Genomic DNA, 14,938 nt, shown 5'->3' on the forward strand with positions numbered 1-14,938 from the left:
GCTCACGTCGCCTCCCGACGAGGGGAGGACGACGTCCTCTCCCCGCCTGGCGGGGAGAGGGGGACCAGCCATTTCCGAATAGGGACGTGCCCTCAGACTGTTGGGCTCGAAGGCCGGCGCGCATTCCCCTCTCCCCGCGCGCGGGGAGAGGGCCGCGTCTCCCCCTCGTTGGGGAGCGCGGCGAGGCGGCAGCCGAGGGTGAGGGGGCGCGGCCGGTGGAGCCATACCCGGAGAGACCCCCTCACCCTCGCCCTGGCGGGCTCACGTCGCCTCCCGACGAGGGGAGGACGACGTTCTCTCCCCGCCCGGCGGGGAGAGGGGGGGCGCGTTCCCTATTGCTGCTGGGCCTGCTGCGATTGGCGCATGAAGCTGTCGGGTGTGCCGGTGCCGTCCGAGACGAAGCGGATGTCGCGCGGTTCGCGGCGGGGCGTGTCGACGGAGAGGAACACCATCGGCTCCTCCAGGATCTCCGGCACCGAATGCACCACGCCGCGCTGGAACATCACCAGCTTGCCCGGCCCAACCTCGACGGCGGGTTCGTCGGCGAACTTCATCATGCAGCGGCCGGAAAGAACGTAGAGATACTCGTCGCAGGAGGCGTGGCTGTGTGGCGGCGTCGGTGAATAGACCCGGAACACCCGCGCGCTCGCCGCCGGAACGTCGACGAACCGATGGTCGGCCACCATGGTGGAACAGGCCTCCGGCAGGGTCGCCACGGCGGCGGCGACGTCGAACACCGCATGGGCGGCCGTGCTGGAATGTGTCGGGTCCTTGTCCATCGCGCGTCCTAGGGCTGTCCGTCTGATTGCCGGCACAGGATACCCGCTTTTCGCGCCCGCCCCAACGACGATGCCGCGATGCGCCCCAGGAAGACCGGCCCGCCCCCTCAGGCGGCCCGCACGGTCGCGAGGAAGCGGGCGACGTCGGTGCCGAGGCGGTCCGCCTGGCGGGACAGTTCGGCGGCGGCCGAAAGCACCTGGCTCGCCGCCGCGCCGGTCTCCTCGGAGGCCTGGGCGACGCCCCCGATATTCGCGGTCACTTCGCTCGTTCCGCTCGAGGCTTCCGCGACGTTGCGGACGATTTCCTGGGTCGCCGCGCCCTGCTGCTCCACCGCCGCCGCGATGCTGGTCGCCACGACGTCGATTTCGCGGATGCGGGCGGTGATGTCGCCGATGGCGCTGACCGCCTCGCCGGTCGCCCCCTGGATCATGCCGATCTGCCGGCCGATCTCGTCGGTGGCCCGTGCGGTCTGGTTGGCGAGTTCCTTGACCTTCGCGGCGACCACCGCGAAGCCGCGACCGGCCTCGCCGGCCCGCGCCGCCTCGATCGTGGCGTTGAGCGCCAGAAGATTGGTCTGGCCGGCGATCTGCGAGATCAGGACGACCACGTCGCCGATGCGGGAGACCGAGCCGTCGAGCGCCTGGACGAGGTCGGCCGTCCGGTTCGCTTCGCTGACCGCCCGGCGGACGAGCTCGGCCGAGCCGTCGACCTGCCGGCTGATCTCGCTCACCGAGGTGCCGAGTTCCTCGGCCGCCGCCACGGTGCCGACATTGGCCGCCGCCTCCTCGGCCGCCGCGGCGACGCTGGTGGATTGGGCCGCCGTCTGCGTCGCCGTGGCGCTCATGCTGCGGGCGGTGGCCTGAAGCTCGGTCGCCGAGGACGAGACCGTGGCGACGATGCCGCCCACCGCCGCTTCGAGTTCGTCGGCGAGGCTGAGTACGGCCTGCCGCTGCCGGGCCGCCACCGAGGCCGCCAGACGCTCCTGCTCGGCGCGATGCAGCCGGCGCTCGACAACGCTGTCGCGGAAGGCTTCCGCCGCCTTCGACAGGGCCCTGACCTCGCGCGGGCCGCCCTGGGGCACGGCGACATCCTCGTCCCCCCGGCCGATCGCATCGAGCACCGAGGCCATCCGGGTCAGCGGCCGGGCGATGGCGCCGCCCAGCCCGAAGGCGAGGCCCACGGAGAGCAGGAACGTGGCGAGGCCGGCGACCAGCCAGGCCAGCAGCGCGCTCTCCGCCCCCGTCCGGTTCGCAGCGGCGGCGGCGACCAGATCGGCGCTCAGGCGGTCCTCGACCCCCTTCAGGCCGTCGATCCGCTTCGACGCGAGCTGGAACCAGAGCGGCGCGTCGCGGAAGGACAGCGTTTCGCCCAAAGCCGTATCCAGCGCGAGATTGCGCAGGCGCGCCGTCTCACGGGAGGCCTCGGAGGCCTCCACCGCGTCGAGCAGAGCCGCCTGGTCAGCCTCCGCTCCGGCGCGGAAACGTGCCTCGGCGGAACTCTGTCCGCCGCCCAGGCCGGCGAGCCGGACGAGGGCCGGCTGGTCGAGGCGACCCGCCGAGAAGGCGGCGGCCCCCGCCGCGCGCTCCTGTCCCGCCTGCTCCTTCAGGGTGAGGAAGGCCGAATAGGCCGAGGCCCGCCCCGCGATGGCGGCATTGCCGACGAGACCCGCCATCTCGCGGACGATGGCAAGCCCTTCCGAGACCAGTCCGGTATAGAAGGCTGCGGCTTGCGGCCCGGTCAGTTCCAGCGCGTCGATGCGACGGCGCTGGTCCGCCAGCCGGGCCAGATCCTGTTCGAGCGCCTGCCGGTGGCGTCCGAAGGCCGGATCGTCCAAGGCCGCTTTCACGTCGCGGATGCCCGCATCGGTCCGGCCGCGCTGGGCAGCGAGTTCGGGCGCGAACTGGCTCCCCGTCGAGCCGAGGAACAGGCTCGACGCGCCGCGCTCGCGCTGGACCTCGTGCAGGAAGGCGCTGATCCGCGTGGCGAGGCTGGCCAGCGCCTCGACGCGGATCATCTCGTTGCGCTGCGTCGCCCGATCAGAGACCGCGATCGCCGTCACGGCTCCGAAGGCGAGACAGGGTGCCAGGGCGACCGCAACGATGCGGGCGCGGAGCGTATTGAACCATCTGGAAGACATGCCGGCACCCTGATCGGCCAAGATGCTTCGATCTTTTCGGCGAAAACGCATAATGAATGCTTAAAAATGTTATGAATGCGATGAATGAGTTCTGTCGATGATTTCGAGAGCAGCGCGTGTATGACTTGAGTTGCATGAATTGTCCGCTGTCCATTCTGCTAGTTGCTTGCTTGAACGGAATGTTTGGCGGACGGCATCCGCGTCGGCTGTCGACCGTCTCGGGACAAGGCCGGCACACCGCCGTCAGGCCTTGCCTCCTCTCGGCTTCAGCGCCTCGGCCATCCGTTTCACGGCCAGGGGGACGGCACGCTCCGGCACGCAGGCATAGCCGAGAAGCAGCCCCTGCTCGGCGCGCACCGGATCGGCGAAATGCGGCGAGAGCGCCGTCGTGGCGATGCCGGCACGCGCGCAGGCTTCCACCGCCGCGAGATCGTCGAAGGCCGCCCCGGCCGGGGGCCGGGCCACCAGATGCATGCCGCCGTCGCGGGGCGGCACCTCCAGCAGCCCGCCGAGGAGATCGCGGGCTGCCGCGACGAGGGCGGCCTGTCGCTGCCCGTAGAGACGCCGCGTCCGGCGCAGATGCGCGCCGAAATGGCCCTCGTCGATGAAGTGGGCCAGCGCGCCCTGTCCGAGGATCGAGGCGAAGCCTCCGCTGCCCGTGAGGGCGCGGCGGACGGGCTCCACCAGGGTTTCCGGCAGGACGAGGTAGCTCATCTGCAGGGCCGGCATGAGCACCTTCGAGACGCTGCCGACGTAAAGAACGCGTCCGGCCCGGTCGAGGGCGTGGAGCGGTGCCAGCGGCCGCCCGGCATAGCGGTACTCGCCGTCGTAATCGTCCTCGACGATCCAGCCACCCTGCGCCTCCGCCCAGGCGAGGAGGGCGAGGCGGTTCTCCAGGCTCATCGTGGCACCAAGGGGATGGCCCTGGGCCGGTGTGACCACCGCCAGCCGCGCTCCGGGATCGATGGACCGCGCCCGCGCGATCGAGAATCCCGCCGCGTCGCAGGGCACCGGGACCGTGCGCAGGCCCGCCGACCGCAGGGCATGGGCGAGGCCGGGAAAGCCTGGCTCCTCCAGATACGCCGCCTCGCCGGGCTCGAGCAGAAGCTCGGCCAGGAGGCGGAGGCTCTGGCGGATGCTGCTCGTGACGATCACCGCCTCCTCGTGACAGGCGACCCCGCGCCCGGCCGACAGATAGGCGGCCAGGGCCCGGCGCAGACGCGGCTCGCCCAGGGGATGGAGCAGGCTGGGAGGGCCGGCCCGCCATTCGGCCTGGAGCAGGCGCGCCCAGGTTTCACGTGGAAACGCATCGAGGGCGGGACGGCCGAGGGCGAAGGCGTCGGGGATCGGAGGGGCGTCGCCCCGTGCCGAGGCCATGGCGGCCCCGCGGCGCGAGAGCACCGCCGTCGCGGGCGAGGGGCGGGCGGGGGAGCCCGGATTGCGTGGGACGAGGAGGTCGTCGGGCAGGGTCTCGGCGACGCGGGTGCCGGAGCCCGCACGCGTGGTGAGGTAGCCCTCGGCCACGAGCTGCTCGATGGCGAGGAGGATCGTGCCGCGTGCGCAGCCGAGATCCTCCGCGAGACTGCGGGAGGAGGGCAGGCGCTCTCCCGGCGGCAGACGGCCCGACAGGATCGCGTTGCGTACGGCTTCCCGCACGCGCCCGTGCAGGCTCGTCTCCGCTCGATGGGGTCCGCCGGCCGGCGGCGGGTCGAGGGCGAGTTGGAGAGGAAGGGGAGGGCGGCGCCGGGTCGTCGTCGAACTGGTCCAGTTAGGATGCGGAAATTGGATCTTCCGCATGATCCGCTTCGCGTCAACAGAGGCGGCGAACACCACGCCCCGCCGAGGGTCATCATGTACGAGCCGCCCCATTTCCGGTGCGACGATCTCGAAGCCCAGGCCGCCCTCATCCGCGCCTGTCCGCTCGGCCTGCTGGTGAGCGCGGGCGCCGGCGGGCTGATGGCCAACCCGGTTCCGTTCCTGCTCGACCGCGAGGCGGGGGAGGCGGGCACGCTCCGGGCCCATCTCGCCCGCGCCAACCCGCACTGGCGCGACCTCGACGGGCTCGCCGAATGCCTCGTCGTGTTCCAGGGCCCCGACCGCTACGTCACGCCCTCCTGGTACGCGACGAAGCGCGAGACCGGTAAGGTCGTGCCGACCTGGAACTACGCCACCGTGCAGGCACGGGGCCGCCCGCGCGTCATCGAGGACGAGGCCTGGCTGCGCCGGCAGATCGACGACCTGACGCGGATGCGGGAGGCGGGGCGGGACGCGCCCTGGTCGGTGGCGGACGCGCCGCCGGCCTTCACGGCGGCGCAGATCAGGGGGATCGTCGGCATCGAGATTCCGATTGCGCGGCTCACCGGCAAATGGAAGGTCAGCCAGAACCGTTCGGAGGCGGACCGCGCCGGCGTCGCGGCGGGCTTGCGCCGGGATGCGGGCGGCGACGACGCCATGGCGGATCTCGTCGACAGAATGGGACAGCGGGCATGAGCGAGCGCGTGAACCGTTACGGCCAGCCGATCGGCCCCGCCCTGCCGGAATGGAGCCCGCCGCCGCTCCCGCCGCGCGAGGCGGTGCAGGGCCGGTTCTGCCGAATCGAGCCTCTCGACGCCGAGCGCCATGCGGGCGACCTCTTCTCCGCCCTGGCGTACGACCCGGCGCGCTGGACCTACCTGCCCGGAGAGCCCCCGGCGGACGAGGCGGAGTATCGCGCGCGACTGGCGGAGATCGCCCGCAGCCGCGACCCGATGCATCACGCGATCCTCGACGCCGCCACCGGCCGCGCGCTGGGCCTCGCGGCCTATCTCAGGATCGAGCCGGCCCATGGCTGTATCGAGGTCGGCCATCTCCAGTTCGGCCCCGGCCTCGCCCGGAACCCGGCCGCCACCGAGGCGATGGCCCTGATGATGGCCCGCGCCTTCGACCTCGGATATCGCCGCTACGAGTGGAAATGCGACAGCCTCAACGCGCCCTCCCGCGCGGCGGCCCTGCGCTACGGCTTCACCTTCGAGGGCATCTTCCGCAACGCCATCGTCACCAAGGGCCGCTCGCGCGACACGGCCTGGTTCGCGGTGACCGATGCGGACTGGCCCCGCCTGCGGAACGCGTTCGACGCCTGGCTCGCGCCGGAGAATTTCGACGATGCGGGGCGCCAGAGGTGGAGCCTCGCGGCCCTGCGGGGTTGAAGCCCCCGAAGGCCCCTGATCGCGATCGAGACGTCGGCAACCGTGTGGATGACGTGTCCAACAACGCGTCGTTGCCCGCTCCTCCATCCGCCTCGCCGCTTGCCGTATCGGCGAAGATGATCAGGTCGGTTCCGTCTTCACCGAGGAAGAAGTTCACGCCGGACGTGTCCGACATCGTGTCGGCCCCCGAGCCTGCCGCAACCTGATCGTCGCCCGCGCCGCCGTGGATCGTATCGTGCTATCCACCGGGAGCATATGCGAGGAACGAAACCCAATAAGGGCCGCCGGACAGCCGATGTGCCGTCCGTGTCCTCTCGACAATCCGGATCACTTCATCTTCGCTGGACGTGACCCGCCGCATTCCAAGGCCAATCCAGTCATCGAGAGGCTATTCATTGTCCAGCCTGCGTGATTAACATCGGTGAAAACCAACATAACATACGAAATGGAATGTCATTCTGGCTGCATCATATGTTGTTGCGCCACAAATCGATTTTGGATCGGATATCTATTGGTTAGGCACATCGTTCCACGGGCTTGAAATCCTTCCTGCGCTTTAGGGAGACGTTCCATGAGAGCACTGGTTTGGCACGGGACTCAGGATATCCGCTGCGATACGGTTCCGGATCCCAAGATCGAAGACGATCGAGATGCGATCATCAAGGTAACCGCTTGCGCGATCTGCGGTTCGGACCTGCACCTCTACGACCATTTCATGCCCGGCATGGAGAAGGGCGACGTCATGGGCCACGAGTTCATGGGCGAGGTCGTCGAGACAGGCAAAGGCGTCAACGGTGCGCTCAGAAAAGGTGAGCGCATCGTCGTGCCCTTCACGATCATCTGCGGCGAGTGCGACCAGTGCAAGCGCGGTTACTTCTCCGTCTGCGAGCGCACGAATCGCAACAAGGACATCGCCGACAAGGTTTTCGGGCACACCACCGCGGGCTTGTTCGGGTACACCCATCTCACCGGTGGTTACCAGGGCGGCCAAGCCGAATACGTCCGCGTGCCGTTCGCCGATAAGACGCACATCAAGGTGCCCGAGAATCTCAGCGACGAGCAGGTGCTGTTTCTCGGTGATATCTTCCCCACCGGCTGGCAAGCGGCGGTGCAGGCCGATATCCAGCCGACCGATACGGTTGCCATCTGGGGTGCCGGCCCCGTCGGTCAGATGGCGCTGCGCTCCGCCCTTCTGCTCGGGGCCAGACAGGTAGTCTGTATCGACAGCGTACCCGAGCGCCTCGAGATGGCGCGCGCCGGCGGTGCGATCACCATCGACAATAGCCAGGAAAGCACGGTCGAACGATTGAACGAGCTGACGAGCGGCAAGGGCCCGGAGAAGTGCATCGATGCCGTCGGCATGGAAGCGCATTCCCCCCGCGCCCTCGAACACGCCTACGACCGGCTGAAGCAGGCGGTGATGCTGGAGAGCGACCGCGCCGCAGTGCTGCGCGAGATGATCTACGTCTGTCGGCCCGCCGGAATCCTCTCGATTCCGGGCGTCTATGGCGGACTCGTCGACAAGATGCCGATGGGAGCCCTGATGAACAAGGGTCTGACCATCCGCACCGGCCAGACCCACGTGAACCGGTGGACGGACGACCTCGTCAAGCGCATCGACGACGGGCAGATCGATCCCTCCTTCGTCATCACGCACCGGGCCAAGCTCGAACAAGGGCCGGAGATGTACAAGACCTTCCGTGACAAGAAGGACAACTGCATCAAGGTGGTGCTCAGACCCTGATTGTGTCCCCGGCCCGTCTCGCCGGGACGGGCTGGCTTGGCCCCACTGCGGCAGGGAGGACGTCCGCATGTCTCACCGCGACCAGAACCGCGCTTCCGGGCGCTCGACTCTGCCGAGCTATCTCGTCTCGGAGCCGCGTCGAAGACCCGATCCCGGGACCAGGGAACTCGCCCGCGGGTTGGGTTGGTTCTCGGTCGGCCTTGGGCTGACCGAAGTGGTGTGTGCCGACGCCCTGGCTCGCTGGCTCGGAATGCCGCGCGCCGCTCCGGTCATCCGAGCCTACGGTGTGCGCGAACTCGTGCAGGGCGCCGGGATCCTGGGCTCGCATGATCCGACCCCTTGGGTGTCGGCCCGCGTCGCAGGAGACGCCCTCGATATCGCTACGGTTCTGCCCGGGCTCGATCCGCAGAATTCGCGCAAGGACAACGTGTTGATCGCCCTTGTGGCACTCGTCGGCGTCACAGCCGTCGATGTGATCTGTGCGCGGAGCCTTTCGGAAGCACCTCTTGCCCCGTCTGACAAGGTCCGGCGAGATTACCGCCGCCGGAGCGGCTTCCCACGGCGTCCCGAGGCAATGCGGGGCGCGGCCCGTGACTTCAAGCCGCCACCCGACATCATCGGCCCCGAGGCGATGCGTCCCTGGACGCTCACGAACGCCTGAACCCGTCCTACGGTCTAAGGAATGCTGCCGCTCCGGGTCGAACGCAGCCCCGAGGGGCGGAGAACACGCACACGGTTACGCCCACCCACAGGTTCCTCCGTCACCCTGCTGACGGGCAAACAGCTCCCCCCAACCTCCACCCTGAAACGAGTTGATCTCGGCTGCAATGTAAGGAAGAAGAGGGCGCATCTTTTCCGAGTGCAGGCTCCGGGTGTTCTCATGAAATACTTATTAGTATCGAATGAGAGCTTCGGCCTCACCCTCATCCGGCTGGTCTGATCGTGGGCGAACATCACAAGCATGCATCGGTCGGGGTCGCGCAGGCGATCTTCGACGGGTTGCCGTCCGCCGACCGGGCGAAGGTCGAGGCAGAGGCCGCGACCAAGGGCGTGAGCGCCCTGGAGATCGTGCGCCAATCCCTCGACATCCTGATCGCCGATGCCAAACCGGCGACCGCTGGCGGCGGCGGAGCGGGCCCTGCGCGGTGAGGGCCGTCGCGTCATGGTTCGGCCACGGCCGATGACCGGCTGCCCCGGTCTCGTCGCGGGGGCGCTCCTGCTGCTGGCGGCCCTGTCCGGCCCCGCGCGGGCGCAGCGGGTCGAGGACGGGTCCGACGCCGTCATCGGCAAGGCCGTGGCGGCGACGATTCTCGGCATGGTGGGAGAGCGTTTCGGCGCGCTCGACCCGAAGGTGACGGCGTTGCGCAAGGCGGAGGGCGGCTGGATCTGCGGCTCGGTCAACGTGAAGAACCGGGACGGGCTCTATATCGGCGAGCGCGGATTCGTGGCCGATCCGTCGAGCGCGTTCTTCGGCCGCGTCCCGGAGGGGCCGGAACTCCTCAACCCGCGCGCCGAGGGGTTTCAGGCCCTGGAGCGGACCAGGCAGCTGTATTTCACGATGTGCCTGGACTGAGAGCCCTTTTTAGGTGATTTTCCAAAGCTTTACCTCATCCTGAGGTGCCGCGGAGCGGCCTCGAAGGAGGGCTCCAGGGAACGCTTCGGTATCTGGAGGGCTCCTTCGAGGCCCTTCGCCGAAGCGAAGGGCACCTCAGGATGAGGTGGTCGGGTCGGACGATCGACATTGGCGGACGACCGACATCAGCATGCACATCCGCTGAGACATTCGATCAAACCGGCTCGGTCATGGTACATCCCGAAACCGCCGGGACCGGCGACACCAAAGCCGGGCCTCGCCGTTATCCCCCCCATGATGATGGACACGCCCCGCCTCGGTTTCTGCTGCAATTTCGTGCTCGACGACGATCCCGCCAGTTTCAAGACGCTGAAGGCCGCCCGCGAGGCGACGCTTCACATGAACCTGTCTCACACCACCATGAGTCATCTCGACAAGCTCGCGCCGTCGGCGCGGCGGGCCAAGCTCGAGAGCCTCGCCCGGCACAACCTCGCGGCGCTGGAGCGGCAGATCGCCTGGGTGGCGGCGCGGCCGCCCCTGGAGCGCCTGCTGCGCATGGCGAGCAACGTCCTGCCCGGCTACACCCACGAGGTGGCGCGGGCGATCTATGCCGAGCCCGAGATGGTCGCCCTCGTGGAGGCCGGTCTCGCGCGGGTCGGCGAGCGGGCGCGGGAGGGCGGCGTCCGCCTCAGCTTCCATCCCGGGCCGTTCTGCGTCATCGCCTCGCGCAACCCCAATGCCGAGCGCAACGGCATCTCCGAACTCGAATACCATGCCGAGTTGATGGCGATGATGGGGTATGGCGCCGGCTGGCACCCGCATGGCGCCCATATCAATATTCATGTCGGCGCCCGCGACCCCGGCATCGACGGGTTTCGCGCCAGCCTGCCCAAGCTCTCGCAGACGGCGCGCGACCTGCTGACGGTGGAGAACGACGAGAACGCTTTCGGCCTCGACACGGTGCTGGACCTGGCCGACCGCGTTCCGGTGGTGCTCGACCTGCACCACCACTGGGTCCAGAGCGGCGGCGTCTATATCGAGCCCGATGACGAGCGGATCGCCCGCATCCGCGACTCCTGGCGCGGCGTGCGCCCGATCGCCCATATCAGCCTCTCGCGCGAGGCTTTGCTGGAGGGGCACGACCCGGACACGCTGCCCGATTACGCCGCCCTGGTGGGAGCCGGGCACAATTGGCGCGACATCGCGGCCCATTCGCACCTGATGGGCAATCGGGCGCTCAACGCCCTCGTGGCCCGGCACCTCGCCTGGGCCGATTTCGAGATCGAGGCGAAGGGCAAGAACCTGGCCTCCACCGGCATCGCCGCCGAGATCTTGCAGGTGGAGGGCTTTGCGGGCGCCAGCGCCGCGGCCTGAGGCGAGGCAGCGCCGCGCGGGGATTTGGCTCGTGCCATACCAGACCTCGATGAGCTTGACTCATCGAGGTCTGCCCGCGCGACAGCGCGGCGGCGGTCGTCTGCCGGATCTCACTGATCCTGACCTATAGGTCAGGATCCGTGAGGCTTGGTATCAGCGGCGCGTCGGCTTCTGCATCTTGACGACGGTGCTCTTGGGGCGGCCGATCGGCTTCAGGGGAGCCTTGGCCTCCAGGGCGGCGCGGGCGAGGTCCTGGGGGCGCGGCGCGCCGTTCGCGATCCGCATCAGGGCCTCGGCCATCTCCTCGATGGTCTGGGCGGCCTCGCCCTCCAGCGTCTCCTCCGCCCGGATGCCGGGAAGTTCGGGCGCGATCTCCTCGGCGGCTTCGCGCAATTGTTCGATCAGCTCGGCCGGCGAGTAACGGGAGGGAGGTGCATATGCCATTCCGCGACCATGGCAGCAGCCGGCGGCCTCGACAACCGGCCCGCCGACGAGAGGTCCGATCTCACGGGAAGGGCGGGTTTGCCGTGGACAGTCCCGGGCCGGGATCGCAGACTCACGGTTTCCCTCGGTCGAATTCTGATGTCGAGGGCCTGATCACAGATTCGCTTCGGGCGGCAAAAGGATGTCGGCGGCTCGGCGGCAAGCGGATAGTCCGACTCCCACCCGATCTTGCCGGAGAAGCCGACATGCGGCGTCGCCCGAAGCGGTTCTCCGGCCGGGTTGCGACGCTTTTACGCTCCACGGACCACCGACGTGCATTTCGGTTGCCTCATCAAGGACTTCATGCCTAACGTCGTTGCTTCGACGGGTCGGGTGACGAAGGATTTGGCTCGTTGGGTGCAGATGACACGACGGCTGAACCGGGCCTGCCGTACTTCTGCCTGACGACGTCGGGCTTGCCACCCGGAGAGGCCTTCGAGCGATGGCGCACGCTCCTTGCGCCGATGTACGAGGTCAGTCCGACGACGCGCTCCGCCGTCCTGCCTTTCGGCACCAACATCGCGTACCCGATCGACGACCTCGTCGCTCATCGCACCCTGCTCTCGACCCAGCGGCTCCAGCGCGATCGCCGACGTGTCGATGCCGGGTCCGACCAGTACACCGTCCAACTCTACCGGTCCGGCCGATTTCAGGGCACCGTCGCGGGAAAAGCGATCGCGGCCTCGGCCGGCACCGTGACCTTCATCGGCCGCCGTCACCTGCTCGATGGCATGCTCGACCGCGCCGATACGACCGGCATCGTCGTCCCCTGCGCCCGCCTCCATGGGTTGCCGCTGGAAGATCATGAGATGCTCTTCGATGCGGCCCGCAACCGGTTGCTCTCCGCCCGCATTCTGGACCTCTACCGCCGCTTGCCGACCACGCGCCTCGACGACGCCCCGGCTCTCGCCGTCGAGTTCGTCGGCTTCCTGCGCCGCCTGCTCGATCCCTCGCGGGCCAAGGACGTGCTCGAAGGCCGCGACCTCGACGGCGGCCTGATGGCGCTGGCCAGAATGATCGTGCAGGAAAACCTGTCCCGGTCCGATCTCTCGCCCGCCTTCATCGCCGGACAGATGCGGGTCTCGCGGGCCACGCTCTACCGGCTGTTCGAGCCGGAAGGGGGCGTGATGCACTTCGTGCAAGGCGAGCGCCTGAAGGCCATGCGCGACGTGCTGGCCGATCCGATGGAGACGCGCACCCTTGCCCGTCTGGCCGAGGTCTTCGGCTTCAGCAGTGCCTCGCAGCTCAGCCGCAGCTTCCGCAACCGCTTCGGCGCGCCACCCCAGGCCTGGCGGGGCGAGCGTCGGGTGGTCCAGCAGACCAGCGGTCAGGGGACGGTGCAGCACGTCTGGAAGTGGCTGCGCGAAACGCGTTGAGCTCTACATACGGGTGTGCCGACGGGATCGACGCCGTAAGACGGCGGCCGCCTCTCCGGGAAAACGGCGCCATCGGCTTTTCAGAACGATGAGCCTCATCCGATCGCTCAGTCACCGGTCCTCCGCTTTGGCCGCGCCAAGGGCTCGCCGCCAGGCGGAGGACACGCGGTCAATTTGAGAAAACACCGCGACGATGCGGCGGTCTTAAGCGAACCTTTGCCTTGTTCTGGCCTCTGGGGGGTAGGAGACGTCGCGTTCCGAGGGGCGATCACCCGTGACCATACGGCCTCAACCATACCACGACGGCTCCGCGACGGAGGCGTCCCGCCTCGACGGCGCCACCGGCCCGGAACGGCTGAGCCCGAAGGAACAGGGGGTGCTGAGCCTTGCCCTGCGCAAGGGAAGCGGCAACCCCGTCGACGATCTCCTCGCCGCCTCCGAGGCTCCCTCGCGCCAGATGGCGCTCCCGCTCTGGCTGCTGCTGGTCGGGCGCGACGCGGTTCACAAGCGGTGGGGCATCGTGACGGGGGCGGGGCTCGTCTGGACGGCGTTCGGCCTCGCGCTCGTGATCGACGCCTTCGACGGGGCCCTCCACATTCCCGACCGCTGGTTCGGTCTCCTCCTCGTGTTCGAGGCGGTGGGCTCGTTCGTCCGCGGCCTCGTCGCCAGCGGCGCCGCGCGTCGGCTGCGCCTCCTCAAGGCGGTGCTCCTCCTCGTGGTGGCGGTGCTGACGATGCTGGCCTCGCCCGCGAGCACGTTCCTGCTCGCCATGCTGTTCGGGGCCGCCTTCCTGTTCGATGGCCTGTCGCGCTTCGCACTCTCGAATGTGCTGCGCTTTCCGGGCTGGCGCCTGTCGGCGGCGCACGGGCTGTTGGGAGTCGCCCTCGGCATCGTCACGCTGCAACCCTGGCCCACTTGGTACGCCGGCACGGTCGGGTTCTGCATCGGCGCCTTCCTGATCCTGAGTGGGATCAAGGTGGCGATCCTCGGGCTGCGGTTGCGGCGCCCTCCCGTGGCGCCTGAACAAAACTTGGCTCCCGAGCCGCACTTAGTTCCTGAGCCGCCTTTGGCCGGGACCGGCCCGGAAGCGCTGACCGTCCATGTCTGGACGCCGACCGGAACGGCGTCGATCCCGGTCCGGCAGCGCCTGGTGCACCGCTACGTCATCTCGGTGAACGGGCACGGCCACATCTCCACCGGCCATGCCGCCCTGGAGCTCGGCGAGCCGGGCGAGGAGGGGGCGCTCTATGTGAGCCACTACCCCGCCGTGGAGATCGACCGCTCGCCCGACCATCTCCGCGCGACCCTGCGCGCCGGCCCGGAAAACGACGTGCCGGGCCGCTTCCTGCCGAGTTACCGCGAGGAGGCGGACGATTGGTGCGAGGCCACCGTGACGGTCACCCTCCACGGAATCGACGGCGCGCGCCTGAGGCGCTTCTGGGCCGCCTATCGTCGCGACACGACCTACAACCTCGTCGCGCGGAACTGCTCGACGACGGTGGCCTGTGCCCTCGACGCCGCCGTCGAGGGCGCGTTCAACCGGAACGGCAAGCCGTGGCGCACCCTCGCCCAGGCGGCGATGAGCCCGGAATTCTGGGCAGCCGCGCTCCTGCGCAACGGTGCGGGCGCGATGACATGGACGCCGGGTCTCGTGCTCGATTATTCGCGGGCGCTCAGCGCCCTGATCGATCCCGTCTCGCCGGTCCAGGCGATCGGCTGGAACGGCGTGAAGCGGCGGCTCCTGCGCAACTGGCGCGCCGAGGCGGTGGCGCGGATGCGGAGCCTCGCCCGACGGCGGTCCCCGGCCGCGTAGGCGGCAGGACGGGGGTGGGTCGGTCTGACATCCGATGGGGACGACTAGACCTCGGAAGGTTCGGGCGACCCTGGCGCGATGGGGATATGCAGATCCCCATGGTACCCAGCCACAGCGTCGCCGTTTCAGCGTACCGGAGCGACAAGAACCGCTTCCGCCGGTCGGTGACGACGGCCGGGTTCCATTCCTGCCGCTCGACGACCTCCACGTCGTCCGCCGCCATGGCACCGGCCGCCGGCCTTTCTCACGCACACGTCCTGGCGAACCGTATCGTATCAGGACGCGGATCAACGATGGCGGGTGGATAGAGCCGGCGCTTCCGCGTTTTTCCGGGATGTCGTTGATGGAGTGGTCGAAGTCTGACGGATGGTACCCGTCCTGAGTGTCCGAGATGGGTGGAGGCTGTGTGAAAAGAGGGCGCCAAGCTGGGGCTGTCCGGCCGCTTGGGAGAGCGGCGGGCAGGCTTTTTACCC

At 68.9% G+C, this 14,938-nt stretch carries 13 protein-coding genes and 1 pseudogene; 9 read left to right on the forward strand and 5 right to left on the reverse strand.

The annotated features are described in order from the left end of the window. Positions 1-332: 332 nt before the first annotated feature. From RQI43_RS23380 to RQI43_RS23390, 3 genes are all read right to left on the reverse strand, one after another. A complete protein-coding gene (locus RQI43_RS23380; protein ID WP_056428555.1) occupies positions 333-779 on the reverse strand; it encodes a cupin domain-containing protein in 447 nt (148 codons plus the stop codon). A gap of 107 nt (positions 780-886) precedes the next feature. Further along, positions 887-2,917: a nitrate- and nitrite sensing domain-containing protein gene (locus RQI43_RS23385; RefSeq protein ID WP_311276757.1), complete on the reverse strand. Its 2,031-nt coding sequence runs from the start codon at positions 2,915-2,917 to the stop codon at positions 887-889. A gap of 243 nt (positions 2,918-3,160) precedes the next feature. Next, complete coding sequence (locus RQI43_RS23390; RefSeq protein WP_156467784.1) at positions 3,161-4,714, reverse strand: PLP-dependent aminotransferase family protein; 1,554 nt, start codon at positions 4,712-4,714, stop codon at positions 3,161-3,163. Between the two features lie 54 nt (positions 4,715-4,768). Here RQI43_RS23390 and RQI43_RS23395 point away from each other — a divergent pair, with 54 nt between their 5' ends. Both RQI43_RS23395 and RQI43_RS23400 read left to right on the forward strand, forming a co-directional pair. Continuing rightward, the gene (locus tag RQI43_RS23395) at positions 4,769-5,407 is read left to right on the forward strand and encodes an FMN-binding negative transcriptional regulator (RefSeq protein WP_311276758.1); all 639 of its coding nucleotides are present in this window, start codon (positions 4,769-4,771) and stop codon (positions 5,405-5,407) included. Beyond that, positions 5,404-6,102 (forward strand): GNAT family protein, encoded by a 699-nt coding sequence (locus RQI43_RS23400; RefSeq protein WP_311276759.1) that lies wholly within the window; start codon positions 5,404-5,406, stop codon positions 6,100-6,102. The genes RQI43_RS23395 and RQI43_RS23400 overlap by 4 nt, the downstream gene beginning before the upstream one ends. 175 nt (positions 6,103-6,277) lie before the next feature. Here the strand turns inward: RQI43_RS23400 and RQI43_RS24615 are convergent. Then, positions 6,278-6,334 (reverse strand): annotated as a pseudogene (locus RQI43_RS24615) (hypothetical protein); the annotation flags it as partial. 339 nt (positions 6,335-6,673) lie between these two features. Between RQI43_RS24615 and RQI43_RS23405 the strand changes: the two are divergent. The 5 genes from RQI43_RS23405 (at position 6,674) to RQI43_RS23425 (ending at position 10,793) form a co-directional block, all read left to right on the forward strand. Next, positions 6,674-7,846 carry a zinc-dependent alcohol dehydrogenase gene (locus RQI43_RS23405; RefSeq protein ID WP_207410868.1) on the forward strand — a complete coding sequence of 391 codons (1,173 nt, stop codon included), beginning with the start codon at positions 6,674-6,676 and terminating at the stop codon, positions 7,844-7,846. Between the two features lie 67 nt (positions 7,847-7,913). Further along, on the forward strand, positions 7,914-8,507 hold the full coding sequence (locus tag RQI43_RS23410; RefSeq protein WP_311276760.1) for a cyclase dehydrase: 594 nt from the start codon (positions 7,914-7,916) through the stop codon (positions 8,505-8,507). Positions 8,508-8,788: 281 nt separating this feature from the next. After that, positions 8,789-8,995: a hypothetical protein gene (locus RQI43_RS23415; protein ID WP_311276761.1), complete on the forward strand. Its 207-nt coding sequence runs from the start codon at positions 8,789-8,791 to the stop codon at positions 8,993-8,995. Between the two features lie 31 nt (positions 8,996-9,026). Then, positions 9,027-9,419 carry a hypothetical protein gene (locus RQI43_RS23420; RefSeq protein WP_311276762.1) on the forward strand — a complete coding sequence of 131 codons (393 nt, stop codon included), beginning with the start codon at positions 9,027-9,029 and terminating at the stop codon, positions 9,417-9,419. Between the two features lie 294 nt (positions 9,420-9,713). Beyond that, positions 9,714-10,793, forward strand: a complete 1,080-nt coding sequence (locus tag RQI43_RS23425) for a UV damage endonuclease UvsE (RefSeq protein ID WP_311276763.1) — start codon at positions 9,714-9,716, stop codon at positions 10,791-10,793. Positions 10,794-10,946: 153 nt separating this feature from the next. Here the strand turns inward: RQI43_RS23425 and RQI43_RS23430 are convergent, their stop codons facing one another. Continuing rightward, positions 10,947-11,237, reverse strand: a complete 291-nt coding sequence (locus tag RQI43_RS23430; RefSeq protein WP_056428532.1) for a hypothetical protein — start codon at positions 11,235-11,237, stop codon at positions 10,947-10,949. Between the two features lie 392 nt (positions 11,238-11,629). On the opposite strand from RQI43_RS23430, the gene RQI43_RS23435 reads away from it, so the two are divergent. Beyond that, on the forward strand, positions 11,630-12,652 hold the full coding sequence (locus RQI43_RS23435; RefSeq protein ID WP_311276764.1) for a helix-turn-helix domain-containing protein: 1,023 nt from the start codon (positions 11,630-11,632) through the stop codon (positions 12,650-12,652). A gap of 274 nt (positions 12,653-12,926) precedes the next feature. Continuing rightward, positions 12,927-14,465: a DUF4105 domain-containing protein gene (locus RQI43_RS23440; RefSeq protein WP_311276765.1), complete on the forward strand. Its 1,539-nt coding sequence runs from the start codon at positions 12,927-12,929 to the stop codon at positions 14,463-14,465. Positions 14,466-14,938: the final 473 nt, after the last annotated feature.

It is taken from the genome of Methylobacterium sp. WCS2018Hpa-22, assembly GCF_031843785.1.
Classification (GTDB): domain Bacteria; phylum Pseudomonadota; class Alphaproteobacteria; order Rhizobiales; family Beijerinckiaceae; genus Methylobacterium.

Coding starts and splice junctions, on each gene's coding strand:
- RQI43_RS23385 (WP_311276757.1), bottom strand. CDS start 2,917: ATGTCTTCCAGATGGTTCAATACGCTCCGCGCCCGCATCGTTGCGGTC.
- RQI43_RS23410 (WP_311276760.1), top strand. CDS start 7,914: ATGTCTCACCGCGACCAGAACCGCGCTTCCGGGCGCTCGACTCTGCCG.
- RQI43_RS23390 (WP_156467784.1), bottom strand. CDS start 4,714: ATGCGGAAGATCCAATTTCCGCATCCTAACTGGACCAGTTCGACGACG.
- RQI43_RS23400 (WP_311276759.1), top strand. CDS start 5,404: ATGAGCGAGCGCGTGAACCGTTACGGCCAGCCGATCGGCCCCGCCCTG.
- RQI43_RS23425 (WP_311276763.1), top strand. CDS start 9,714: ATGATGATGGACACGCCCCGCCTCGGTTTCTGCTGCAATTTCGTGCTC.
- RQI43_RS23420 (WP_311276762.1), top strand. CDS start 9,027: ATGACCGGCTGCCCCGGTCTCGTCGCGGGGGCGCTCCTGCTGCTGGCG.
- RQI43_RS23430 (WP_056428532.1), bottom strand. CDS start 11,237: ATGGCATATGCACCTCCCTCCCGTTACTCGCCGGCCGAGCTGATCGAA.
- RQI43_RS23395 (WP_311276758.1), top strand. CDS start 4,769: ATGTACGAGCCGCCCCATTTCCGGTGCGACGATCTCGAAGCCCAGGCC.
- RQI43_RS23405 (WP_207410868.1), top strand. CDS start 6,674: ATGAGAGCACTGGTTTGGCACGGGACTCAGGATATCCGCTGCGATACG.
- RQI43_RS23380 (WP_056428555.1), bottom strand. CDS start 779: ATGGACAAGGACCCGACACATTCCAGCACGGCCGCCCATGCGGTGTTC.